This is a genomic window from Streptomyces sp. NPDC107546 (genome assembly GCF_055639175.1).
The window spans coordinates 245,133-268,104 of record NZ_JBVKBA010000002.1; the positions used below are offsets into that span (position 1 = coordinate 245,133).

Sequence of the window (22,972 nt, forward strand, 5' to 3'; positions counted from 1 at the left end):
CTGCACGAAATTTTGACTCTTCGCAGAGGGCCAACGTCGTCCCTCGGCACCTGCATATGCCACATGACGACGACGGGAGAGCCGATGCGTACGCCGCGCCAGCCGTCCCAGCACTCCGCGAATGGCCAGAACTGGTCCTTCATGGATGCTCGCCCTGCTGCGCAGGGTATGTACGACCCCCGCAACGAGCACGACGCCTGTGGCGTCGGCTTCGTGGCCACCCTCACCGGCGAGGCGAGCCATGCGCTGGTCGAGCAGGCGCTCACGGTTCTGCGCAACCTGGAACACCGCGGTGCCACCGGCTCCGAGCCCGACTCGGGTGACGGCGCCGGCATCCTCTCGCAGGTCCCCGACACCTTCTTCCGCGAGGTGGCCGGATTCGAACTGCCCGAGGCGGGCGCCTACGCCGTCGGTATCGCCTTCCTGCCCGAGGACGGCACCACCGAGGCCACCTCGACGATCGAGACGATCGCCGCCGAGGAGGGCCTGACCGTCCTGGGCTGGCGCGAGGTCCCGGTCGCCCCCGAGCTGCTCGGTGCCACCGCCCGCTCCACGATGCCCGCCTTCCGCCAGCTGTTCGTGACGGACGGCGTGAGCAAGGGCATCGACCTCGACCGCAAGGCGTTCGTGCTGCGCAAGCGCGCCGAGCGCGAGGCAGGCGTGTACTTCCCGTCGCTGTCCGCGCGCACGATCGTGTACAAGGGCATGCTGACCACCGGCCAGCTCGAGCCTTTCTTCCCGGACCTGTCCGACCGCCGCTTCGCCACTGCCATCGCGCTCGTCCACTCGCGGTTCTCCACGAACACCTTCCCGAGCTGGCCGCTCGCCCACCCGTACCGCTTCGTCGCGCACAACGGCGAGATCAACACGGTCAAGGGCAACCGCAACTGGATGCGCGCCCGCGAGTCGCAGCTGATCTCCGACCTGTTCGGCGCCTCGGAGAAGCTGGAGCGGATCTTCCCGATCTGTACCCCGGACGCCTCCGACTCCGCCTCCTTCGACGAGGTGCTCGAGCTGCTCCACCTCGGCGGCCGCTCCCTGCCGCACTCCGTGCTGATGATGATCCCGGAGGCGTGGGAGAACCACGACTCCATGGACCCGGCCCGGCGCGCCTTCTACCAGTACCACTCCACGATGATGGAGCCGTGGGACGGCCCGGCCTGCGTCACCTTCACCGACGGCACCCAGGTCGGCGCCGTGCTCGACCGCAACGGCCTGCGTCCTGGCCGCTACTGGGTCACCGACGACGGCCTGGTCGTGCTCGCCTCCGAGGTCGGCGTCCTCGACATCGACCCGGCCAGGGTCGTCCGCAAGGGCCGCCTGCAGCCCGGCCGCATGTTCCTCGTCGACACCGCCGAGCACCGCATCATCGAGGACGACGAGATCAAGGCGACCCTCGCCGCCGAGCAGCCGTACGCCGAGTGGCTGGAAGCCGGCGAGATCGAGCTGGTCGACCTGCCCGAGCGCGAGCACATCGTGCACACCCACGCCTCGGTCACCCGCCGCCAGCAGACCTTCGGCTACACCGAGGAGGAGCTGCGCGTCATCCTCGCGCCGATGGCCAAGAGCGGCGCCGAGCCGATCGGCTCCATGGGCACCGACTCGCCGATCGCCGCGCTCTCCGAGCGTCCGCGCCTGCTCTTCGACTACTTCACCCAGCTGTTCGCCCAGGTCACCAACCCGCCGCTGGACGCCATCCGCGAGGAGCTGGTCACCTCGCTGCGCTCCTCGCTGGGCCCCGAGGGCAACCTGCTCGAGCCGACGGCCGCCTCCTGCCGTTCGGTCACCCTGCCCTTCCCGGTGATCGACAACGACGAGCTGGCCAAGCTCATCCACATCAACGCCGACGGCGACATGCCCGGCTTCAAGGCCGCCACGCTCTCCGGCCTGTACCGGGTGCACGGTGGCGGTGACGCCCTCGCCGCGCGCCTCGCGGAGATCTGCGCCGAGGCCGACGCCGCCATCGAGAACGGCGCCCGTCTGATCGTCCTGTCGGACCGGCACTCGGACGCCGAGCACGCGCCGATCCCGTCGCTGCTGCTCACCGCGGCCGTCCACCACCATCTCATCCGCACCAAGCAGCGCACCCAGGTGGGCCTGCTGGTCGAGGCCGGTGACGTCCGCGAGGTCCACCACGTCGCCCTGCTCATCGGCTACGGCGCCGCCGCCGTCAACCCGTACCTGGCGATGGAGTCCGTCGAGGACCTCGTCCGTGCAGGCACGTTCCTGCCGGGCGTCGAGCCCGAGAAGGCCATCCGCAACCTGATCTACGCCCTCGGCAAGGGCGTCCTGAAGGTCATGTCCAAGATGGGCATCTCGACGGTCGCCTCCTACCGTGGCGCCCAGGTCTTCGAGGCCGTCGGTCTGGACGAGGCCTTCGTCGAGAAGTACTTCAACGGCACCGCCACCAAGATCGGCGGCGTCGGCATCGACGTCATCGCGAAGGAGGTCGCCGCCCGCCACGCCAAGGCCTACCCGGCCTCCGGCATCGCTCCCGCGCACCGCGCGCTGGAGATCGGCGGCGAGTACCAGTGGCGCCGCGAGGGCGAGCCGCACCTGTTCGACCCGGAGACGGTCTTCCGCCTCCAGCACTCCACGCGCACCGGCCGCTTCGACGTCTTCCAGAAGTACACGGCCCGCGTGAACGAGCAGTCCGAGCGCCTGATGACGCTGCGCGGCCTGTTCGGCTTCAAGTCGGACCGGAAGCCGATCCCGATCGAGGAGGTCGAGCCGGTCTCGTCGATCGTCAAGCGGTTCTCCACGGGCGCCATGTCGTACGGCTCCATCTCCCAGGAGGCGCACGAGACCCTCGCCATCGCCATGAACCAGTTGGGCGGCAAGTCCAACACCGGTGAGGGCGGCGAGGACCCGGAGCGCCTGTACGACCCGGCACGCCGCTCGGCGATCAAGCAGGTGGCCTCCGGCCGCTTCGGCGTGACCTCCGAGTACCTGGTCAACGCGGACGACATCCAGATCAAGATGGCCCAGGGCGCCAAGCCCGGTGAGGGCGGCCAGCTGCCCGGCCACAAGGTGTACCCGTGGGTGGCCAAGACCCGGCACTCGACGCCGGGCGTGGGGCTCATCTCCCCGCCGCCTCACCACGACATCTACTCCATCGAGGACCTGGCGCAGCTGATCCACGACCTGAAGAACGCCAACCCGCAGGCCCGCATCCATGTGAAGCTGGTCTCCGAGGTCGGCGTCGGCACGGTCGCGGCCGGTGTGTCCAAGGCGCACGCGGACGTCGTCCTCATCTCCGGCCACGACGGCGGCACGGGCGCCTCCCCGCTGACGTCGCTGAAGCACGCCGGCGGTCCCTGGGAGCTCGGCCTCGCCGAGACCCAGCAGACCCTGCTGCTCAACGGGTTGCGCGACCGCATCGTCGTGCAGACCGACGGCCAGCTGAAGACCGGCCGTGACGTGGTCATCGCCGCGCTGCTGGGCGCCGAGGAGTTCGGTTTCGCGACCGCTCCGCTCGTCGTCTCCGGCTGCGTCATGATGCGCGTCTGCCACCTGGACACCTGCCCGGTCGGCATCGCCACGCAGAACCCGGTGCTGCGCGAGCGGTTCTCCGGCAAGGCCGAGTTCGTCGTGAACTTCTTCCAGTTCATCGCGGAGGAGGTCCGCGAGCTGCTGGCCGAGCTCGGCTTCCGCTCCATCGAGGAGGCCGTCGGCCACGCCGAGGTCCTGGACGTGACCCGCGCGGTGAACCACTGGAAGGCGCAGGGCCTGGACCTGGAGCCGCTGTTCCACGTGCCCGAGCTGCCCGAGGGCGCGGTGCGCCACCAGGTGATCGCGCAGGACCACGGCCTGGAGAAGGCGCTCGACAACGAGCTGATCAAGCTCGCCGCCGACGCCCTGAACGCGGACTCGCAGGCCGACGCCCAGCCGGTGCGTGCCCAGGTCGCGATCCGCAACATCAACCGCACGGTCGGCACCATGCTCGGCCATGAGGTGACGAAGAAGTTCGGCGGCGCGGGCCTGCCCGACGACACGATCGACATCACCTTCACGGGCTCCGCGGGCCAGTCCTTCGGCGCCTACGTGCCGCGCGGTGTCACCCTGCGCCTGGAGGGCGACGCCAACGACTACGTCGGCAAGGGCCTGTCCGGCGGCCGGATCGTCGTCCGTCCGGACCGCGCGGCCGACCACCTCGCCGAGTACAGCGTCATCGCCGGCAACACCCTTGCCTACGGCGCGACCAGCGGCGAGATGTTCCTGCGGGGCAAGGTCGGCGAGCGGTTCTGCGTCCGCAACTCCGGTGCGCTGGTCGTCGCGGAGGGCGTGGGCGACCACGGCTGCGAGTACATGACCGGCGGCCATGCGGTGGTCCTCGGCGAGACGGGCCGCAACTTCGCAGCCGGAATGTCGGGCGGTGTCGCGTACGTCATCGGCCTGGACCGCGACAACGTCAACGCCGGCAACCTGGGCGCCGTCGAGGCCCTGGACGACGCCGACAAGCACTGGCTGCACGACGTGGTGCGCCGCCACCAGGAGGAGACCGGTTCGACCGTGGCCGAGAAGCTCCTCGCCGAGTGGGACACGGCCGTGACCCGCTTCAGCAAGATCATCCCCAGCACGTACAAGGCAGTGCTCGCCGCCAAGGACGCCGCCGAGCGAGCCGGTCTGACCGAGACCGAGACCCACGAGAAGATGATGGAGGCGGCGACCAATGGCTGATCCCAAGGGCTTCCTGAACCACGGCCGCGAGGTCGCCAAGTCCCGCCCCGTCGAGGAGCGCGTCAGGGACTGGAACGAGGTCTACGTCCCCGGCTCCCTGCTGCCGATCATCAGCAAGCAGGCCAGCCGGTGCATGGACTGCGGCATCCCGTTCTGCCACAACGGCTGTCCGCTCGGGAACCTGATCCCCGAGTGGAACGACTACGCCTACCGCGAGGACTGGACGGCCGCCTCCGAGCGGCTGCACGCCACGAACAACTTCCCGGAGTTCACGGGCCGCCTGTGCCCCGCTCCGTGCGAGTCGGCGTGCGTGCTCGGCATCAACCAGCCGCCGGTCACCATCAAGAACGTCGAGGTCTCGATCATCGACAAGGCGTGGGACAGTGGTGACGTCAAGCCGCAGGCCCCGGAGCGCCTGTCGGGCAAGACGGTCGCGGTGATCGGGTCCGGCCCCGCCGGTCTCGCCGCCGCCCAGCAGCTGACCCGGGCCGGCCACACGGTGGCCGTGTACGAGCGCGCCGACCGCATCGGCGGTCTGCTCCGCTACGGCATCCCCGAGTTCAAGATGGAGAAGCGGCACATCAACCGCCGTATCGAGCAGATGCGCGCGGAGGGCACCCGCTTCCGTACCGGCATCGAGATCGGCCGCGACCTGAAGGCGTCGGACCTGCGCAAGCGGTACGACGCGATCGTGATCGCCGCGGGCGCCACCACCGCCCGCGACCTCCCGGTCCCCGGCCGTGAGCTCAAGGGCATCTACCAGGCGATGGAGTACCTGCCCCTGGCCAACAAGGTCCAGGAGGGCGACTACGTCACCACCCCGATCTCGGCCGAGGGCAAGCACGTGGTCGTGATCGGCGGCGGTGACACGGGCGCGGACTGCGTGGGCACCGCCCACCGCCAGGGCGCGGCCTCCGTCACGCAGCTGGAGATCATGCCCCGCCCGAACGACGAGCGGCACCCCACGAACCAGCCGTGGCCGACCTTCCCGATCCTCTACAAGGTCACCTCGGCCCACGAGGAGGGCGGCGAGCGGATCTACTCCGCCTCGACGACCCACTTCGAGGGCGACGAGGACGGCAACGTGCAGTGGCTGCACCTGGCCGAGGTCGAGTTCGTGGACGGCAAGCTGACGCAGAAGCCGGGCACCGAGCGGAAGATCCCCGCCCAGCTGGTCACCCTCGCCATGGGCTTCACCGGCACCGACCAGCAGAACGGCCTGGTCGAGCAGCTCGGCCTGGCGCTGGACGAGCGCGGCAACATCGCACGCGACGCCGACTTCCAGACGAACGTGCCTGGCGTGTTCGTGGCCGGTGACGCGGGCCGCGGCCAGTCGCTGATCGTCTGGGCGATCGCCGAGGGCCGCTCGGCCGCCCGCGGCGTCGACCGCTACCTCACCGGTGCCAGCGACCTGCCGGCCCCGATCCGGCCGACGGACCGCGCACTGACGGTCTGACGGCTCCAACCGTGACCTGACGGTCACTCATATACGTCCCGTACAACGGCGTACGGGCGGGTTGTCTGGGGGGCCTCCCCCCCCAGACCCTGCGAGACGGCGCCTGCCCACCCAGTCCCCGACCGGACGCGAGGGCAGGCGCCGCCGCATGTCATCGGCCCGAACTCGCCTCGAGTCCCTCGAACCTGACCGTCGCGTCCGCGGTGTAGGCGCCCACCCTGCCCCGCGGATACGGCCGTTCCTCGTCGGTGAAGGTCACCAGGTGCTTGCCGCCGACCGCGACGGTGAGGACCGGGCCGCGCTGCTCCACCCGAACGTCGTACCAGTCGCCGACCGGGTAGGTCGCGCGTCCCGTGCTCTCAAGGCCCGACGCTCCCGACTGCGCGCCGGAGAAAGGCCGGTGGTGCCGTGGCGTAGCCTCGACACCCCGTCCCCGGGCCCGAAGGGAGCCCCCATGGCCGCGATCAGCCTCACCAAGGTGGAGCAGACCGCCCCCGCGCTGGTCGGCCTGTACAAGACCGCCGGGGTCTCGCTGCGCAAGCACGGCCTCGACGGGCAGCGGGCCGCCGTCTACCTCGTGGTCGACCACTCCGGGTCCATGCGGCCCTACTACAAGGACGGCAGCGTGCAGGCGCTCGCCGAACGTGTGCTGGGGCTCTCCGCGCACCTCGACGACGACGGAAGCGTGCCGGTCGTCTTCTTCTCCACCGATGTCGACGCCGTCTCCGACATCTCCCTGGGCGACCACCGGGGCCGTATCGACCGGATCGTCGCCGGGCTCGGCCACATGGGCAGAACCGGCTACCACGTGGCGATGGACGCCGTCATCGACCACTACCTCGACAGCGGCTCCCGGGAGCCGGCCCTCGTCGTCTTCCAGACCGACGGCGGGCCCACCGACAAGCTCGCCGCGGAACGGTATCTGTGCAGGGCCGCCAAGCTGCCCATGTTCTGGCAGTTCATAGGGTTCGGAGACCCGGACAGCAAGCAGTTCGACTTCCTGCGCAGGCTCGACGAGCTGGCGGTGCCGGGGAAGCGGGTCGTCGACAACGCCGGGTTCTTCCACGCCGGTACGGACCCGCGGACCGTGCCCGACGCCGAACTGTACGACCGTCTGGTGGGCGAGTTCCCGCAGTGGCTCGCGGCGGCGCGGGCGCGCGGCATCGTGGCGTGAGCGTTCTTATGTGCCGCGGTCGACACCGCTGAGGACGGTGGCCCGGCACTGCGCGGGCCCACCCCACGCCGTGCGCAGCGCACGCGCCTTGGTCAGCCACAGGGACAGGTCGTACTCGGCGGTGTAGCCGATCGCCCCGTGCAGTTGGAGCGCGGTCCGGGCGCTCGCGTACGCCGCCTCGCAGGCCGCGACCTTGGCGGCGGCCACGTCCGCCGGCGTCATGGACAGGGCCGCTCCGAAGAGCAACGGACGCGCGAACTCCAGGGCGATCTTCGCGTCGGCCAGACGGTGTTTGACGGCCTGGAAGGAGCCTGTGGGGACACCGAACTGGACGCGTTGCCCGACATGGGCGACGGTCCTGTCGAGGAGCGCCAGCCCCACGCCGAGCGCCTGGGCCGCGGTGGCGAGGCGGGCCCAGAGGACGGCGTCCGGGGGGATGAGGGGGGAGAGAAGTTCCCCACCGGGGAGCGTGGTGGCAAGGCGCCGGGCGGGGTCCAGGGACGGGCGTATGTCCCGGGCGCCCGGTGCCCGCCATACCTGGCCGTCCCTGAGAGCGAGGACGAGGTCCGCGGTGTCCGCGTCCAGGGCGTACGGTGCGCCCACCGTGGCCAGCGCCCTGCCCGACGCCAGCCGGGGCAGCAGCCGCCCGGCGGGCTCGGGCCGTCCGGACAGGAGGGCCGCCGCGAGGACCGTCTCCACCAGCGGGCCCGGCACCGCGTGCCGCCCCAACTCCACGAAGGCCACGACCAGTTCCACGGGAAGCGGCCCCATCCCTCCGTACGCCTCCGGGATCGCCAGCGCGAAGACGCCCGCCTCCGCGATCCGGGACCACAGCGCACGGCCCGCCGTGGGGTCGCCGGCACCCCAGGACCGTACGACCGAGGGGGTGTCGGCAGCCGTCAGCAGCGCGTCCAACGAGCCCGCGAACGCGCACTGTTCATCGGTGAGCAGGAAACGCATCAGCCATCGCCTTTCGGGAGCGGGCGCATCAGCGGCTGCCCTTCGGCAGGCCGAGCAGGCGTTCGGCGATGATGTCGCGCTGGATCTCGTTCGCGCCGGCGTAGATGGGCCCCGCGAGGGAGAAGACGTACCCCTGCGCCCAGCCGGTGTCCGCCAGCTCGCCTTCCTCGCCCAGCAGGTCGAGAGCCGTCTCGTGCAGCGTGATGTCGTGCTCCGACCAGAACACCTTGTTCATGCTGGCCTCCGGACCCAGCGGCTCGCCCTGAAGGAAGCGGGACGCGCCCGCGTATGTGAAGAGCTGGTAGGCACGGGCGCCGATCACCGCGTCGGCCACCCGGTCCTGTGCCCGCACCGGGCATCCTCGCTGCCGCCACAGCTCCACCAGCCGGTCGGCGGCGGCCAGGTAGCGGCCGGGGGAGCGGAGGGTGAGCCCGCGTTCGTTGCCGGCTGCCGACATCGCGATCCGCCAGCCCTCGCCCGGCTCGCCGATCACGTCCTCGTCGGGCACGAACACCTCGTCCAGGAACAGCTCGGCGAACGCCGGTTTCCCGTCGAGGCGGCCGATCGGTCGGACCGTCACCCCAGGTGCGCGCAGGTCGAACATCAGATAGGTCAGCCCCTGGTGCTTGGCTGCCTCCGGTTCGCTGCGGAACAACCCGAAGGCCCGATCCGCGAAGGCCGCCCGCGACGACCACGTCTTCTGCCCGCTCAAGCGCCAGCCGCCGTTGGCACGCACCGCCCTCGACCGCAGGGAGGCCAGGTCCGAACCGGCCTCCGGCTCCGACCACGCCTGCGCCCAGACCACCTCCCCGCGCGCCATCGGCGGCAGCACCCGGGCCCGCTGCTCCTCGGTGCCGTGGTCGAACAGGGTCGGCGCCAGCAGATGGATCCCGTTCTGGCTCACCCGGCCCGGTGCGCCCGCCGCGTAGTACTCCTCCTCGAAGATCAGCCACCGCACCAGCCCCGCGTCCCGTCCGCCGTACGCGGTCGGCCAGGCCACCACCGACCAGCGGTCCGCGGCCAGTTCCGCCTCCCACCCCCGGTGCGCCGCGAAGCCCTCCTCGGTCTCCAGCGAGGGCAGCGGGGCCGCGGGCACATGTGTCGCGAGCCAGGCCCGCGCCTCGGCGCGGAAGGCATCGTCCGCGGGGGAGTGGGTCAGATCCACGAGCTCCGTCCTTCCGCCGCTCCTCGCCAAGTTTCCCTAACAAGTGTTTGGTAGGTTAGCGTGGTCTCATGACAGGCGTCGAGAGTCCGGCGTATGTGCCCGGCCATGGGCTGCTGCGGGCGCGCACCGCGGTGATCACCGCGGCGGCCGGTGCGGGGATCGGCGCCGCGATCGCGCGCCGGTTCCTGGAGGAGGGCGCGCGTGTCCTGATCAGCGACGCGCACGTGCGCCGCCTCAAGCGGTACGAGGCGGAGCTGGCCGGGGAGTTCGAGGGCTCGGTGAGCGCGCTGCCGTGCGACGTCACCGACGAGACCCAGGTCCGGGCTCTCTTCGACACCGCCGTCCGGACCCATGGCCGACTCGACATCGTCGTCAACAACGCCGGCCTGGGCGGCACCGCCGCGCTCGTCGACATGACCGACGAGCAGTGGTCGCGCGTGCTCGACGTGACGCTGAACGGCACCTTCCGGTGCCTGCGCGCGGCCCTGCGCGCCATGAAGGAGGTCGGCGGCGGCGTGATCGTCAACAACGCCTCGGTGCTCGGCTGGCGCGCCCAGGCCGGACAGGCGCACTACGCCGCCGCGAAGGCGGGCGTGATGGCCCTGACCCGGTGCGCGGCCATGGAGGCGGCCCCGTACGGCGTGCGGGTCAACGCGGTCGCTCCGAGCCTCGCCCTGCATCCGCACCTGGTGAAGGTCACGACCCCCGAACTGCTTCAGGAGCTGACCGCGGAAGAGGCGTTCGGGCGGCACGCGGAGCCGTGGGAGGTGGCCAACGTGATCGTCTTCCTGGCGTCCGGCTACTCCTCGTACATGACCGGCGAGGTCGTCGCCGTCAGCAGTCGGCATCCCTAGTGCTGTGGCCCGGCGATGGACCAGCACGCCGGGGATCACAATGGATCCGTGCCGACCAAGCCGACCAACAAGAAGCCACAGGTGACCGCCGCACCCGCCCGCCGCCGCGAACTCCTCGACACAGCCGCCGAGGTCTTCGCCGAGCAGGGCTACAACGCCACCACCGTCCGCACGATCGCCGACCACGCCGGAATGCTCGCGGGCAGCCTCTACTACCACTTCGACTCCAAGGAGTCGATGCTGGAGGAGATCCTGCGCACCTTCCTGGACGAGCTGTGGGACGGCTACGACACCGTCCTGGACGCCGGCCTCGGCCCACGGAAGACGCTGGAGGCACTGGTCACCGAGTCCTTCCGGGAGATCGACCGGCACCGCGCGGCCGTCGCGATCTATCAGAAGGAGTCCAAGCAGCTCGCGGCGCAGGAACGGTTCGCGTTCCTCGCCGAGTCGCAACGCAAGTTCGAGAAGGCGTGGCTGTCCACCCTGGAACGGGGCGTCGCCGACCGGGTCTTCCGGGCCGACCTCGACGTCCGGCTCACCTACCGGTTCGTACGCGACACCGTGTGGGTCGCCGCCTCCTGGTACCGGCCCGGTGGACAGCACAGCCCGGAGGAGATCGCCCGCCAGTACCTGTCGATGGTGCTCGACGGGATCGCCGTACGTGAGGAACAGCAGGAGCACAGCAGCACGTGAGCAGCCGTACGTGAACCGTCGTCCTGCGCGAGGGAGTCCACCATGGCCGAGGCCTACATCGTCGAAGCGGTCCGTACGCCCGTCGGGCGGCGCCGGGGCGGGCTCAGCGCGGTCCATCCGGCCGACCTGGGCGCACACGTACTGAAAGCCCTCATGGAGCGCTCGGGCGTGGACCCGGCCGCCGTGGAGGACGTCGTCCTCGGCTGCCTGGACACCGTCGGGCCGCAGGCCGGGGACATCGCCCGCACCTGCTGGCTGGCTGCCGGGCTGCCCCAAGAGGTGCCCGGCGTGACCGTCGACCGGCAGTGCGGCTCCTCCCAGCAGGCCGTGCACTTCGCGGCACAGGCCGTCATGTCCGGCACCCAGGACCTGGTGGTCGCGGGCGGGGTGCAGAACATGTCGCAGATCCCGATCGCCTTCGCCTCCCGTCAGGCCGCCGAACCGCTCGGGCTGACCGAGGGGCCGTTCGCGGGCAGCGAGGGCTGGCGGGCCCGCTACGGCGACCAACCCGTCAACCAGTTCGTCGGCGCCGAGATGATCGCCGCGAAGTGGGGCATCACCCGGCGCGAGCAGGAGGAGTACGCCCTCAGCTCGCACCGGCGGGCGGTGCGCGCCCTCGACGAGGGCCGCTTCGAGAAGGAGACCGTCGCCTACGGGGACGTCACGGTCGACGAAGGCCCGCGCCGGGACACCTCCCTGGAGAAGATGGCCGAGCTGAAGCCGGTCCTGGAGGGCGGCACCGTCACCGCCGCCTGCTCCTCGCAGGTCTCCGACGGCGCGGCGGCCCTGCTGCTGGCCTCGGAACGGGCCGTACAGGAACACCGGCTGACCCCGCGCGCCCGGGTCCACCACCTCTCGGTGCGCGGCGAGGACCCGATCCGCATGCTGACGGCCCCGATCCCGGCGACCGCGCACGCCCTGAAGAAGTCCGGGCTCACGATCGACGACATCGACCTCGTCGAGATCAACGAGGCGTTCGCCCCGGTCGTCCTCGCCTGGCTGAAGGAGACCGGCGCCGACCCGGAGAAGGTCAACGTCAACGGCGGCGCCATCGCCCTCGGCCACCCCCTGGGTGCCACCGGAGCCAAGTTGATGACCACCCTCCTGAACGAACTTGAGCGCACCGGCGGTCGCCTGGGCCTGCAGACGATGTGCGAGGGCGGCGGCCAGGCCAACGTGACGATCATCGAACGGCTCTGAACCCTTCCAGGGACCCGAGCACCTCCTCCGCCTCCGTCATGATCCGCCCCACCAGCTCCGCGCACGACGGCAGGTCGTCGATCACCCCGGCGACCTGCCCGGACGCCATCACCCCGAGATCCGTCCGACCCTCAACCATCGCGGCCCTGAGCAGCATCGGCGTGTTCGCCGCGAGCAGGACCTGGCTCCAGCTCAGCTCCTTGCCGTGCTTCAGGGCGAGGCCGTCGCGGATCATCCGCGGCCACGTCAGACCCGACACCCTCCTGAACGCCGACGCCCCGCGCACCGCCCGCAGCAGCGCCCGCGCCCGGCCCACGTGCTCCAGCGAGTCCACGAACGGCGTGCGCAGCATGCGGTGCGGCAGCCCGTCCACCGCCGTCGTCACCTTCACATCCCGCACGGACGCCGCCAGATAGCGCGCCTTCACCGCCTCGGGCACCGTCGAGTCCGACGTCAGCAGGAACCGCGTGCCCATCGCGATGCCCGCCGCCCCGTACGCCAGCGCCGCGACCAGCCCGCGCCCGTCACGGAAGCCGCCCGCCGCCACCACCGGGATGTCGACCGCGTCCACCACCTGCGGTAGCAGCACGGTCGTCGCCACCTCACCCGTGTGTCCGCCGCCCTCGCCGCCCTGCACGATCACCGCGTCGGCACCCCAGGAGGCCGCCTTCTCGGCATGCCGCCGCGCTCCCACGGACGGGATCACGACGACCCCCGCCGCCTTCAGCTCGGCGATCAGCTCGGCCGACGGCGCCAGCGCGAACGACGCCACCCGCACGCCCTCCTCCACGAGCATCCGCACCCGATCGCCCGCGTCCTGGGCGTCCGCCCGCAGATTCACCCCGAACGGCGCGTCCGTCCGTGCCCTGACCTCCCGTATCGCCTCCCGCAGCTGGTCGAGCGTCATGGTCGCGGAGCCGAGGATCCCGAGCGCGCCCGCGCCGGCCGCGGCGGAGACCAGACGGGGCCCGGCCACCCAGCCCATGCCCGTCTGCACCACCGGATGCCGGACCCCGACGAGCCGGGTGAACGCGGTGTCCATCAGCGCCCACCGCCCTCACCGACCCGATCGGGCACCTCCCGCTCCCGGATCCCCTCCGGATCGATCACCTCACGGATCAACCGCAGCTCCTCAGGCGTCGGTTCACGGGTGTACGGAACGTCCTCGGGGACCGTCGGCTCGAAGCCCGTCGCCTGCCGCACCTCCGCCACCGTCACCCCCGGATGCAGCGAGGCCAGCCGCATCGACCGGTCCGGGGTGTCGAAGTCGAACACGCCGAGGTCGGAGACGACGCGCACGATGTGGTGGAAGCGGGCGGTGGCCGGGTGACGGGCCGCGCGGTCGTACCCCACCCCGCACACCATGTCGACCCGCTCGACGAACACCCGCCGCGAATGCCGCGGTATCCAGTAACTGGTCGGATGGTTGAGGGTGTTGACCGGCCCTCCGCGTACCCCGAGCAACTGCCGCCGGGGTTCTGCCCAGTCCCCGATGCACGAGATGTTCTGGTTGCCGAAACGGTCGATCTGGCTGGCGCCCATCATCACGTGCCGCCGACCGCCGGTCACCAGCTCCAGATGCTGCCGGTACGGCAACCAGCCCTCCACCGTGCCGTCGGCGTCCACCAGCATCGCCTCGCCGTCGGTGAGCAGCAGGTCCGGGGCGAAGCTCCGCCGCGCCAGCCGCGCCCCGATCGACGGGATGGGGCCCATGGGGCCCGCGAGGATCTCCCCGGCGCCGCGCCAGGCCTCGGCGCACGCGATCACGCAGTACTCCGCGCGGCTCGCTCCGCTCATGACCGCTCCTCGTGCCAGGCCCGGACGGCCGCCTGGTAGGCGTGTTCGTCCCCGGCGAGGAACCTCCCGGCGAACCTGGACCACTCGGTGGTCGCGTAGTGCCGCTGGAACGCCTCGTCCCGGTCGTGGTCGGGTGCGCAGGACGTGAAGTGCGCGCCGTTCGGAGCCGCGACCACCCCCGTCACGGTGTGCCGCTTGATCAGTAGGGTCTGCGGTGCGGCCTCCTTCGTCAGCTCCGCGGTGTCCACGATCCGTTCGCACGAGACGTACGCCGCCTCGGCCGCCTCGCAGAACAGGTCGTCGAAGTACGGGTCCGGGCCCAGGTACTGGCCGTTGCCCAGGCGGTCGGCACGGTTGACGTGCACCAGGGCGGCGTCCATGCGCAGCGCGGGCATCGCCACGAACTCCTCGCGCGGGACGGGTGAGGCGGTCCCGCAGTCGCCGGTGAAGGGCCACCTTTCCCCGTACGGCGACGTCACCGTCCGCAGGCCGGGGTTGACCCGCAGCACGTCCGAGCCGACGCCCGCCCGCACCGGCAGGAACGGCAGCCGGTTCGACGCCGCGCGCAGCCCCCACAGGAACATCGCCTCGTCGACCTCCACCAGCTGCAGCGCACCGCTCTCCCGGGCCGCCCGGAAGTGCGGTTCGAGCGGGATCGAGTCGAGGGTCGTGAACGCGGCGACCAGCCTCCGGATCCGCCCCGCCGCCGCGAGCATGCCGACGTCCGGACCGCCGTAGGACACGACCGTCAGATCGGTGATCCCGGAGCGGAGCAGCGCCCGCACCAGGGCCATCGGCTTACGGCGCGAGCCCCAGCCTCCGATGCCGAGGGTCATGCCGCTCTCCAGCCGGGAGACGACCTCCTCGGCGGTCATCGTCTTGTCCCCCACCTATCCGCCCTCCTTCCCGAAGGTGTCCCGGACCCGGCCGGCCACCCCGCTGAGGTTCGCCTCGAAAGTGAAGCCCTGCTCGAAGCGGTAGCTTCGGCGCACGTCGACCGGGTCGATGCCGTTGAGCGAGGCCTTGGCCAGCCGAAGCAGCTCACCGTCCTTGGCGGCGATCTCACCGGCCAGCTCCAGCGCCGCGTCCCTGAGCCCGTCCCGCGGCACCACCCGCCACACCGAGCCGTGCGCGTGCAACTCGCCCGCCGTCACCGTGCGCGCGGTGTAGTACAGGACACGCATCAGATGCGGTGGAACCAGCCGCGCCAGATGCGTGGCCGCGCCCAGCGCCCCCCGGTCCAGCTCCGGCAGCCCGAAGACGGCGTCCTCGCTCGCCACGATCGCGTCCGCGTTGCCGACGAGCCCCATCCCGCCGCCCAGGCAGAACCCCTGCACCGCGGCGACGACCGGCACCTCGCACTCGTACACCGCCGCGAACGCCTCGAAGCACCCCCGGTTGGCCCCGATCAGCGTGCCGCTGCCCTCGGCCTGTATCTCCTTGATGTCCACACCCGCGTTGAAACCGCGCCCCCCGGCGGCCAGCACGACACAGCGGACCTCCCGGTCGCGGCCCGCCGACCGCACGGCGTCGGCCAGGGCGAACCAGCCGACCACCGGCAGGGCGTTCACCGGCGGGAAGTCGACCGTGACGACGGCGACCCCTTTTTCCGGGCACGAGGTGGAGACACCCATGGGTACATCAGCTACCTTTCCACCAAACGTTTGTTAGGTGCGATTCGAAGCTAGCAGTCGCCGCGAGCCGGTGGGAGGGCCTGTGGAAAACCTGCGCGGTCGTACGGCCGTCGTCACCGGCGGCACCCGAGGCGTGGGGGCCGGTATCGCCCGGGCGTTCGTCGCGGCCGGCGCGCAGGTCGTCGTCTGCGCCCGCCGGCCGCCCGAAGCAGACCTGCCCGGCACCGAGTTCGTCCCGCTCGACGTGCGCGACCCGGACGCGGTACGCGACTTCTTCGCCGCACTTCCCCGTGTCGACGTGCTGGTCAACAACGCGGGTGGCACCCCCTACCGGCTCCTTGCCGGCGTCGGGCCCGAACGGCACGCCCGGGTCGTCGAACTCAACCTCGTCGCACCCCTGACCGTCTCCCTCGCCGCGTACGAGCATCTCCGGCGTGTCCGGGGAGCGATCGTGATGATCGGCAGTGTGAGCGGCGGCCGCCCCTCGCCGGGCAGCGCGGCCTACGGGGCGGCCAAGGCCGGGCTGGAGAGCCTCGCCCGCTCCATGGCTGTGGAGTGGGCGCCCGAGGTGCGGGTCAACACGCTGGTCGTCGGGATGGTCCGCACCGAACTGTCCTGCCTCCACTACGGCGACGGGGACGGCATCGAGGCCGTCTCCCACACCGTCCCGCTCGGCCGGCTCGCCGAGCCCTTTGACATCGGCGAGGCCGCCGTCTTCCTCGCCTCGGACGCCGCCGCGTACATCACCGGCGCGAGCCTCCTCGTCCACGGGGGAGGGGAGCGCCCGGCGTTCCTGGACGCGGCGACCGTCAACAAGGCCGGCAACGGCGGCAAGGGCGCTCCGGGAGCAGGAACAGGTGACATGCCGTGACCGGTATCGCCGACGGCCGTGTAGTGATCGTCACCGGCGCGGGCCGTGGTCTCGGACGCGCCCATGCCCTCGCGTTCGCCGCCGAGGGCGCGAGGGTCGTCGTCAACGACCTCGGAGTCGGCCTCGACGGCACACCCGGTGCCGAGAGTCCGGCAGGGCGGGTCGTCGAGGAGATCCGCGCGGCCGGTGGCGAAGCGGTCGCGCACGGCGGTGACATCGCGACGAGCGCAGGGGCCGCGTCCCTGGTGGCGGCCGCCCTGCGTGCGCACGGGCGACTGGACACCCTCGTCAACAACGCCGGTTTCCTGCGCGACCGGATGCTGGTCAATCTCGACGAGGACGAATGGGACGCGGTCGTGCGCGTCCACCTCAAGGGGCACTTCCTGCCGCTGAAACACGCGGCGGCGCACTGGCGTGCCGAGGCGAAAGCGGGGCGCACCCCCTGCGCCCGGGTCGTCAACACCAGCAGCGGCGCCGGGCTGCTGGGCTCGGTGGGGCAGGGGAACTACAGCGCGGCCAAGGCCGGCATCGTCGCCCTGACGCTGGTCGCGGCGGCGGAACTCGGACGCTACGGAGTGCAGGTCAACGCCATCGCGCCCGCCGCGCGTACCCGGATGACCGAGCGGACGTTCGCCGGGGCGATGGCGGCACCCGTCACCGGCTTCGACGCGATGGCCCCGGAGAACGTGTCGCCCCTGGTGGTCTGGCTGGGATCCGCCGTGAGTGCCGGCGTCACCGGCCGGGTCTTCGAAGTGGAGGGCGGCCGGATCAGCGTCATGGAGGGCTGGCGGCGGGGTCCGACAGTGGACAAGGGCGCGCGGTGGAGCCCAGCCGAGGCGGGGCGGACGGCGCTGAAACTCCTGGCGGAGGCCGAGGCGCCGGGGGCCGTGTACGGAGCCGGGGCCGACTGAAGCCGGGAGCCCGGGGCCGGAATCCAGGCAGGGGCCGACAGCCGGATGCCGGGCCGGGAGCCGACGGCGAGGGTCCGTGCGTCCTATTCGGACAGGCGGGCCACGAACTTGCTCTGCCGCTCGGACATCACTGCCAGGAACCGGATGACGGTCTCCAGCTCCTGCGCGCTGAACTCTTCGCACGCATCGACGATGTCCCGCGCCCACTCCTCGAAGAACACGGCGAACTCGCCGAGCTTTCGCCGGTTCAGCTCCACGAGCACACGCCGCTTGTCCGTCGGGTGCTTGACCCTGTGCACGAACCCCTTCGACTCAAGGCGGTCGACGAGTCCCGTGACGGACGCGGGAGCCAGACCGGTCAGCTCGGCGAGGTCCTTCGCGGTGAGCGGGCCGCGCCGCTCAAGGAAGTCCAGGGTCTTCTCCTCCGTGGCGTTCAGGCCCTGCTTCGCGGCGATCGCCGAATGGAACATCACCGTGACGGCGCTGTGCTGCCGCCCCACGGCCATGAGCTGCTCCAGCGCCCTGGCCCGTCGCTCGTCGTCCACCACGACCGCTGCCGCGCCCTCGGTCGTGCCATCCGTCTCACCGCTGGTCATGGCACCAGGCTAGCGAATATTTCGTTTGGGCGAACTAAGGACTTGCGTCGGGCGCCCCCTCGGTGCAAGTCTTTCGTTAGGTCGAACGAAATAAATCCGGGCCGTGCAAGCGGCCGTCGTCGCCGGGAGTCACCATGACCTCAACCCTCGCCGCCACCTCAGCACCGGTGGCGGAGCCCCATCCGCGCCGCTGGGCCGCTGCCGCCGTGATGATGGTGGCGGCCCTGATGGACCTGCTCGACGGGACGATCGTGAACGTCGCCATCCCGTCCATCGGCCGTGATCTGCATGCCGCGCAGAACGCCCTGCAGTGGCTGGTCTCCGCCTACCTGCTGGGCTTCGCGGCCACGCTCATCGTCTCCGGGCACCTCGGTGACCGGTTCGGTCGCCGTCGCCTCTTCCTCCTCGGCACCGCCGGCTTCGGGCTGGCCGGCCTGGGCTGCGGAATCGCCCAGTCGCCGGGTCAGCTGATCGCGGCCCGGGCCGTGCAGGGCGTCATGGCCGCGGTGCTGCTGCCACAGGTGCTCGGCTCGTTCCGGACGCTGTTCCAGGGCCGGGAACGGGGCGCCGCCTTCGGGATGTACGGGGCCGTCGCCGGGTTCGCCTCCGCGATCGGACTGCTGCTGGGCGGGCTGCTCACGGACGCCGATCTGTTCGGCTGGGGCTGGCGGTCGGTGTTCCTGGTGAACGTCCCCGTCGCCCTCGCCACGTTCGTGGCCGGGCTGGTGCTCGTGCCCTCGACGAAGGAGAGGTCGGCCGGGCGTCCCGACGTCTTCGGCAGCCTGGTCCTGGCCGGGGGCCTGGTGGCGATCGTGCTGCCGCTTGTCCAGGGACGCGTGAACGGCTGGCCGCTGTGGGGCTGGGTCTGCCTCGCCGCCGGCGTCGCCGCGGTCGTCGGACTCGGCGTCCTCGAGGCCGAACGGCGCGGTGGGGACACGGTGCCACTGTTGCCGGTGCGGGCGTTCCGGCTGCCGGCGTTCTCCGTCGGTTTCCTCGTCCAGCTCCTCTTCTCCGTGGGCATGCAGGGCTTCTTTCTGATCTTCGCGATCTGGCTGCAGGGCGGCGAGGACTACACCCCGATGCAGGCGGGTGTGGTGACGGTGGCGTTCTCGGCCGGCAGCTTCCTGACCGCGCCGATGGCCGACGGGCTGGCGGTGCGCTTCGGGCGGCTGGTGCTGGCGGCGGGCGCGGTGCTCATGGCCGGCGGGTTCGGGTTGGTGTGGGCGGCGGCGCACGGGGCGCCCGCCACGCACACCGGAGCGTGGCCGCTGGTACCGGGCCTGGTGCTCGCCGGCGCCGGGCTGGGACTGCTGGTCGTACCCCTCGTCAACGTCGTGCTGTCCGCCGTCCCCGGCGATCTCGCGGGCGCCGCGTCCGGGATCTTCTCCACGGCCCAGCAGTTCGGCGGGGCGCTCGGGGCGGCCGTGATCGGCACCGTGTTCTTCGAGCAGATCTCGCACGGTCCGACGCGGGCGCTGACCGGAGCGATGCCGTGGGTGACGGGTGTGTTCGTGCTGTGCGCGGCGCTGTGCACGGCACTGCCCCGGCGGGCGGTGGCCGCGCCTGAGGAGTGAGCGTCACAGGAGCTTTGGGGGTGTGGGCCACCAGGCCCGCGCCCCCGCTTGCGCGCCTCACCCGGTGAGGGCGCCGGGCCACGTCTGCAACAGGTCCACGATCAGGCGGTGTCCCGTCTGCTGGTCGTTCCCCGCCGCCGGCCGGCCGTCGCGCACCAGGGCGACCTCGACGGTCACCGTGCCCGGCTCCTGCTCCCAGCGGCGCGTGACGTACTCGTTCTCCGGGCCGTATGCCGCCTCCAGGCCCGCCCGGAGCTCGGCCGCGACGTCCAGTGCCAGCCATCGCCGCGCCTCGGCGAGCGCTTCCCGCCGTGCCCGGGCGCCATGGTCCAGCAGGGCCCTCACGCAGGCGGGGGAGCCGCGGCGGGCGGCGGCCACCAGCGGAGGTTCCCCGGCGGGGCCGGGCAGGTCCGGGTTCGCGCCGGCCGCAAGCAGCTGCCGGACGACCTCGGCATGGCCACGCTGCACCGCCCATGTCAGCGCCCGGAACCCGTATCCCTCCTCCAGATCCGGATCGGCGCCGGCCGCCAGCAACGCCCGTACGACCTCCGTGTGGCCCCCGCAGGCGGCGCCACACAGGGGAGCGTCGGCGCCCGCGCTGAGACGGTCGGGGTCGGCGCCGGCCGCCAGCAGCAGCCGAGCGACGCCCGGCGCGTCGCTCACCGCCGCCAGATACAGGGCCGTCTGGCCCTCCTCATCCGTCGACTCGGGGCTCGTACCCGTGCGCAGCAGCCGGAGGACCGCGTCCTCGTCCCCTGCGTACACCGCCGCGAACAGCCCCGGCGGCTCGTGCGTGTTCATGACTCGACCCTCGCTCCGAGAGGGCCGTGGGCGCAAAGACATATGAGGTGTTCTGTGCCACCTCTGCTCTGCCTCCAAGCCGCCTCACAGGCCGCTCCGGGCGACGGCCGCACTCGTGTGTCGCGCTCCCATCGCTCCGGGGGATCGCCGCACTCATCTGTCGCACTCCCGTCGCTCCGGGCGACGGCCGCACCTCACGTGTCGCACTCCAGCACGGTGCGGCACAGCCCGCAGCGCGCCCGCACCCGCCCCCGTACCGGCACCCGGATCCGCTGGTGGCAGGTCGGGCAGGGGAAGCAGACGCGCAGCGGGCCGTGGCCGGCCGGGGTGAAGGAGTACGGGACGCCCGGGTGCGGGCCGACGGCCAGGTGGTCCTGGGCCGAGCGGCGGTCCCTGGCGTAGCGGCGGCGGCCCGCCCAGCCGGCCGCCGTCAGCGGCGGCTGCTGCTCGTCGCGGCGGGCCAGCGCCATGCCCCTCATGTACGCCCTGTAGCCCTGCGGGCTGGTGAACCAGACCGCGGGGTCCTCCCCGAACAGCAGCGCCCGCTTGGCGAGCACGTAGCCGAACTCCTCCGGGGTGAGATAGCCGAGCTTCTGCGACGACACCCCGTCCTCGCGGAAGGCGTCCAGCAGCAGCCAGCCCGCGCCCAGATACGTCGCCGCCGTGTCGGTGAGGATCTCGTTGTCCCGCGTGCCGGGGAAGGACAGGCCGAGGCGGTGCAGATACACGTGCATCACCTCGTGCGCGAGGGCCGCGCCGATGTCCCGGCGATGGGTGCGGAACCGGTCGTTGAGCTCCACGAAGTACTCAGGACCCGCGGCGAGTTCGACGTTGGCCGCGTGCGTCATCTCACGGAAGCTGACGATCATCCGGGCGTCCGGCAGGCGGTAGTGCCGCACCAGCTCGCGTGCCACCCGCTGCGCCCCCAGGTGCAGGTCGTCCTGGTCGCAGAAGGCCACGTCGGCAGGGAGCACACTGGTCGCGAAGGTGCGGACGGTGTCGTACGAGAGCCGCTTGTACAGGGCGGTGATGGCCGCCCGCACCGTGTCCAGATGTGGATAGCCGTGCTCGACCGGTCCGCCGTTCGCCACGTCCGCACCCCCTGAAGACGCCGGCTGTGCTTCCACTGTAGGCGGGCTCGCGGTCGGTGGCGGAGCGTACGAGTGGCGCCCGCGCCACCGGGGTGGTGCGCCCTGGGCGGGCGGTCGTGCGCGGGGCGCACGCAGGTGAGCGATCCGCACTTCGGACGCAGAGGATCGAGAAGCGGCGCTCCCCGTAGGGTGGTCGGCCATGACCACCCGCCACAGCACCACCGGAGACGTCGACCCGGCCGTGCGCGCCGAATTGGCCCGGCTGCGCGACAGCATCGACAACATCGACGCCGCCGTCGTCCACATGCTCGCCGAGCGCTTCAAGTGCACCCAGCAGGTCGGCCACCTCAAGGCCGCGCACCAGCTGCCGCCCGCCGATCCGGCCCGGGAGGCCGCTCAGATCGCCCGGCTGCGCCGTCTGGCGGAGAACGCGAAACTCGATCCCGCGTTCGCCGAAAAGCTGCTCAACTTCATCATCGCGGAGGTCATCCGCCACCACGAGAGCATCGCCGAGGACGCCACGTCGGCGGCGGACGCCCCCGCGGAGTGACATCCGCGGCCGGCCACGCCTCCTGCGGCGCACCTCCCGCGCCGCACTCGGCCCGCGCCTTCCGCACCTCGCCGCACGTGCCGCGCCAGAGCGCACGGGCCGGGCCGGCCGGGAGGGCCGCCGACTGACCGACGGTGCGGATTCGCAGGGGGACCGCCGCGGGGACGCCCGGCAGGCAGCCGGCCATCCGGGCGGCCACCCCGCACCGACCGGCGTACATGCGATCGATCGATCGAACGCCCGCCGTACGCACGTACGCCTTCCCAATCGGCCGAAAGGCTCTTTGTCCGGTCAAAGGTGCGCGCGGTAAGAGGGTTCCGGCATAAGCTGGTTGCCCAAGCGAGGGGACCTCGGGCCATGCCGTCTGATGCCAGGATTCTCATCGTCGACGACCATGTGGACACGCTCTACGCGCTGGAAAGCGCCCTCGCCCCCCTGGGCTACCGCGTGACCCGCGCGACCAACGGAGACGCCGCACTCAAGGAAGTGCTGCGCGGCCAGGTCGGCCTCCTGCTCCTCGACGTGCGCATGCCCAAGGTCAGCGGTCTCGACGTCGTGCGCTACATGCGGCGGGTCGAGCAGACCCAGCACATCCCCGTCATCCTGCTCACCGGCTTCGGCATCGACGCCGAACTCACCTCCGCCGCCTTCGCGCTCGGTGTCGCCGACCTCGTGACCAAGCCCGTCGACCCCTGGACCCTGCGCACCAAGGTCCGCTACCTCTACAACGCCCACCAGCGCTCCCGGACGCTGGAGCAGGAGGTCCGCGCCCTGCGCGCCCGGCTCAAGGGAGGCGCCGCGCCCCCGGCACGCGCCCTGCCGCACCCGGAGCCCCGCCTCCCGGGCCAGCGCGACGACCACGCCACCGAGCCGCCCCGCGCACCCACCAGCGCACGCGACGACGGACGGACATAGGGCGTGTACCGGACCGCTCCCTGTGCCCGCTCGGCGGCATCGGGCAGCAT

General features: G+C 71.7%; 21 protein-coding genes. 11 read left to right on the forward strand and 10 right to left on the reverse strand.

The annotated features are described in order from the left end of the window. The first annotated feature begins 84 nt into the window (after positions 1 to 84). Positions 85 to 4,680 carry a glutamate synthase large subunit gene (gltB, locus tag ACZ7L1_RS03675; RefSeq protein WP_471434221.1) on the forward strand — a complete coding sequence of 1,532 codons (4,596 nt, stop codon included), beginning with the start codon at positions 85 to 87 and terminating at the stop codon, positions 4,678 to 4,680. After that, on the forward strand, positions 4,673 to 6,136 hold the full coding sequence (locus ACZ7L1_RS03680; RefSeq protein WP_471433867.1) for a glutamate synthase subunit beta: 1,464 nt from the start codon (positions 4,673 to 4,675) through the stop codon (positions 6,134 to 6,136). The genes gltB and ACZ7L1_RS03680 overlap by 8 nt, the downstream gene beginning before the upstream one ends. Before the next feature lie 151 nt (positions 6,137 to 6,287). Here the strand turns inward: ACZ7L1_RS03680 and ACZ7L1_RS03685 are convergent, their stop codons facing one another. Then, positions 6,288 to 6,446, reverse strand: a complete 159-nt coding sequence (locus tag ACZ7L1_RS03685) for a hypothetical protein (protein WP_471433869.1) — start codon at positions 6,444 to 6,446, stop codon at positions 6,288 to 6,290. Positions 6,447 to 6,590: 144 nt separating this feature from the next. Between ACZ7L1_RS03685 and ACZ7L1_RS03690 the strand changes: the two genes are divergently transcribed. Continuing rightward, positions 6,591 to 7,310 (forward strand): vWA domain-containing protein, encoded by a 720-nt coding sequence (locus ACZ7L1_RS03690; RefSeq protein ID WP_471433871.1) that lies wholly within the window; start codon positions 6,591 to 6,593, stop codon positions 7,308 to 7,310. 6 nt (positions 7,311 to 7,316) lie between these two features. Here the strand turns inward: ACZ7L1_RS03690 and ACZ7L1_RS03695 are convergent, their stop codons facing one another. Together ACZ7L1_RS03695 and ACZ7L1_RS03700 are read right to left on the reverse strand one after the other, a co-directional pair. Beyond that, entirely contained in the window at positions 7,317 to 8,270 is a 954-nt protein-coding gene (locus tag ACZ7L1_RS03695) for an acyl-CoA dehydrogenase family protein (RefSeq protein WP_471433873.1), read from the reverse strand. Positions 8,271 to 8,298: 28 nt separating this feature from the next. Continuing rightward, positions 8,299 to 9,435, reverse strand: coding sequence for an acyl-CoA dehydrogenase family protein (locus ACZ7L1_RS03700; protein ID WP_471433875.1), 1,137 nt, complete (start codon positions 9,433 to 9,435; stop codon positions 8,299 to 8,301). A 68-nt stretch (positions 9,436 to 9,503) separates the two neighbouring features. On the opposite strand from ACZ7L1_RS03700, the gene ACZ7L1_RS03705 reads away from it, so the two are divergent. Genes ACZ7L1_RS03705 through ACZ7L1_RS03715 form a run of 3 tightly spaced genes read left to right on the forward strand, consistent with a single transcriptional unit; the run spans position 9,504 to position 12,182 of the window. Beyond that, positions 9,504 to 10,289: an SDR family oxidoreductase gene (locus ACZ7L1_RS03705; protein ID WP_471433877.1), complete on the forward strand. Its 786-nt coding sequence runs from the start codon at positions 9,504 to 9,506 to the stop codon at positions 10,287 to 10,289. 48 nt (positions 10,290 to 10,337) lie between these two features. Beyond that, complete coding sequence (locus tag ACZ7L1_RS03710) at positions 10,338 to 10,982, forward strand: TetR/AcrR family transcriptional regulator (RefSeq protein ID WP_446789910.1); 645 nt, start codon at positions 10,338 to 10,340, stop codon at positions 10,980 to 10,982. 42 nt (positions 10,983 to 11,024) lie between these two features. Further along, positions 11,025 to 12,182, forward strand: a complete 1,158-nt coding sequence (locus ACZ7L1_RS03715) for an acetyl-CoA C-acetyltransferase (RefSeq protein ID WP_471433879.1) — start codon at positions 11,025 to 11,027, stop codon at positions 12,180 to 12,182. Here ACZ7L1_RS03715 and ACZ7L1_RS03720 read toward each other — a convergent pair. From ACZ7L1_RS03720 to ACZ7L1_RS03735, 4 genes are read right to left on the reverse strand one after another with little or no spacing between them, the layout of a single operon-like run. Next, positions 12,166 to 13,224 (reverse strand): NAD(P)H-dependent flavin oxidoreductase, encoded by a 1,059-nt coding sequence (locus ACZ7L1_RS03720; RefSeq protein ID WP_471433880.1) that lies wholly within the window; start codon positions 13,222 to 13,224, stop codon positions 12,166 to 12,168. The genes ACZ7L1_RS03715 and ACZ7L1_RS03720 overlap by 17 nt on opposite strands. Beyond that, positions 13,224 to 13,979 carry a CoA-transferase subunit beta gene (locus ACZ7L1_RS03725; protein WP_471433882.1) on the reverse strand — a complete coding sequence of 252 codons (756 nt, stop codon included), beginning with the start codon at positions 13,977 to 13,979 and terminating at the stop codon, positions 13,224 to 13,226. Before ACZ7L1_RS03725 ends, ACZ7L1_RS03720 begins: the two co-directional genes overlap by 1 nt. Next, positions 13,976 to 14,869 carry a CoA transferase subunit A gene (locus ACZ7L1_RS03730; protein ID WP_471433884.1) on the reverse strand — a complete coding sequence of 298 codons (894 nt, stop codon included), beginning with the start codon at positions 14,867 to 14,869 and terminating at the stop codon, positions 13,976 to 13,978. The genes ACZ7L1_RS03725 and ACZ7L1_RS03730 overlap by 4 nt, the downstream gene beginning before the upstream one ends. Then, positions 14,870 to 15,613: an enoyl-CoA hydratase family protein gene (locus ACZ7L1_RS03735; protein WP_471433885.1), complete on the reverse strand. Its 744-nt coding sequence runs from the start codon at positions 15,611 to 15,613 to the stop codon at positions 14,870 to 14,872. A gap of 91 nt (positions 15,614 to 15,704) precedes the next feature. Here ACZ7L1_RS03735 and ACZ7L1_RS03740 point away from each other — a divergent pair, with 91 nt between their 5' ends. Further along, the gene (locus tag ACZ7L1_RS03740) at positions 15,705 to 16,484 is read left to right on the forward strand and encodes an SDR family oxidoreductase (RefSeq protein WP_471434223.1); all 780 of its coding nucleotides are present in this window, start codon (positions 15,705 to 15,707) and stop codon (positions 16,482 to 16,484) included. After that, entirely contained in the window at positions 16,481 to 17,395 is a 915-nt protein-coding gene (locus ACZ7L1_RS03745) for an SDR family oxidoreductase (RefSeq protein ID WP_471433886.1), read from the forward strand. Before ACZ7L1_RS03740 ends, ACZ7L1_RS03745 begins: the two co-directional genes overlap by 4 nt. A gap of 83 nt (positions 17,396 to 17,478) precedes the next feature. On the opposite strand, the gene ACZ7L1_RS03750 is transcribed toward ACZ7L1_RS03745, so the two are convergent. Then, positions 17,479 to 17,991 carry a MarR family winged helix-turn-helix transcriptional regulator gene (locus ACZ7L1_RS03750; RefSeq protein ID WP_471433887.1) on the reverse strand — a complete coding sequence of 171 codons (513 nt, stop codon included), beginning with the start codon at positions 17,989 to 17,991 and terminating at the stop codon, positions 17,479 to 17,481. A gap of 134 nt (positions 17,992 to 18,125) precedes the next feature. Here ACZ7L1_RS03750 and ACZ7L1_RS03755 point away from each other — a divergent pair, with 134 nt between their 5' ends. Then, a complete protein-coding gene (locus tag ACZ7L1_RS03755) occupies positions 18,126 to 19,565 on the forward strand; it encodes an MFS transporter (RefSeq protein ID WP_471433888.1) in 1,440 nt (479 codons plus the stop codon). Between the two features lie 57 nt (positions 19,566 to 19,622). Here ACZ7L1_RS03755 and ACZ7L1_RS03760 read toward each other — a convergent pair whose 3' ends face one another. Next, positions 19,623 to 20,366, reverse strand: coding sequence for an ankyrin repeat domain-containing protein (locus ACZ7L1_RS03760; RefSeq protein ID WP_471433891.1), 744 nt, complete (start codon positions 20,364 to 20,366; stop codon positions 19,623 to 19,625). A 194-nt stretch (positions 20,367 to 20,560) separates the two neighbouring features. Next, complete coding sequence (locus tag ACZ7L1_RS03765; RefSeq protein WP_471433893.1) at positions 20,561 to 21,457, reverse strand: hypothetical protein; 897 nt, start codon at positions 21,455 to 21,457, stop codon at positions 20,561 to 20,563. A 199-nt stretch (positions 21,458 to 21,656) separates the two neighbouring features. On the opposite strand from ACZ7L1_RS03765, the gene ACZ7L1_RS03770 reads away from it, so the two are divergent. Together ACZ7L1_RS03770 and ACZ7L1_RS03775 are read left to right on the forward strand one after the other, a co-directional pair. After that, a complete protein-coding gene (locus ACZ7L1_RS03770) occupies positions 21,657 to 22,007 on the forward strand; it encodes a chorismate mutase (protein ID WP_471433894.1) in 351 nt (116 codons plus the stop codon). Positions 22,008 to 22,364: 357 nt separating this feature from the next. After that, entirely contained in the window at positions 22,365 to 22,922 is a 558-nt protein-coding gene (locus ACZ7L1_RS03775; protein WP_471433896.1) for a response regulator, read from the forward strand. Positions 22,923 to 22,972: the final 50 nt, after the last annotated feature.

Coding starts and splice junctions, on each gene's coding strand:
- gltB (WP_471434221.1), top strand. CDS start 85: ATGCGTACGCCGCGCCAGCCGTCCCAGCACTCCGCGAATGGCCAGAAC.
- ACZ7L1_RS03680 (WP_471433867.1), top strand. CDS start 4,673: ATGGCTGATCCCAAGGGCTTCCTGAACCACGGCCGCGAGGTCGCCAAG.
- ACZ7L1_RS03690 (WP_471433871.1), top strand. CDS start 6,591: ATGGCCGCGATCAGCCTCACCAAGGTGGAGCAGACCGCCCCCGCGCTG.
- ACZ7L1_RS03695 (WP_471433873.1), bottom strand. CDS start 8,270: ATGCGTTTCCTGCTCACCGATGAACAGTGCGCGTTCGCGGGCTCGTTG.
- ACZ7L1_RS03705 (WP_471433877.1), top strand. CDS start 9,504: ATGACAGGCGTCGAGAGTCCGGCGTATGTGCCCGGCCATGGGCTGCTG.
- ACZ7L1_RS03715 (WP_471433879.1), top strand. CDS start 11,025: ATGGCCGAGGCCTACATCGTCGAAGCGGTCCGTACGCCCGTCGGGCGG.
- ACZ7L1_RS03720 (WP_471433880.1), bottom strand. CDS start 13,224: ATGGACACCGCGTTCACCCGGCTCGTCGGGGTCCGGCATCCGGTGGTG.
- ACZ7L1_RS03725 (WP_471433882.1), bottom strand. CDS start 13,979: ATGAGCGGAGCGAGCCGCGCGGAGTACTGCGTGATCGCGTGCGCCGAG.
- ACZ7L1_RS03735 (WP_471433885.1), bottom strand. CDS start 15,613: ATGGGTGTCTCCACCTCGTGCCCGGAAAAAGGGGTCGCCGTCGTCACG.
- ACZ7L1_RS03750 (WP_471433887.1), bottom strand. CDS start 17,991: ATGACCAGCGGTGAGACGGATGGCACGACCGAGGGCGCGGCAGCGGTC.
- ACZ7L1_RS03755 (WP_471433888.1), top strand. CDS start 18,126: ATGACCTCAACCCTCGCCGCCACCTCAGCACCGGTGGCGGAGCCCCAT.
- ACZ7L1_RS03760 (WP_471433891.1), bottom strand. CDS start 20,366: ATGAACACGCACGAGCCGCCGGGGCTGTTCGCGGCGGTGTACGCAGGG.
- ACZ7L1_RS03770 (WP_471433894.1), top strand. CDS start 21,657: ATGACCACCCGCCACAGCACCACCGGAGACGTCGACCCGGCCGTGCGC.
- ACZ7L1_RS03775 (WP_471433896.1), top strand. CDS start 22,365: ATGCCGTCTGATGCCAGGATTCTCATCGTCGACGACCATGTGGACACG.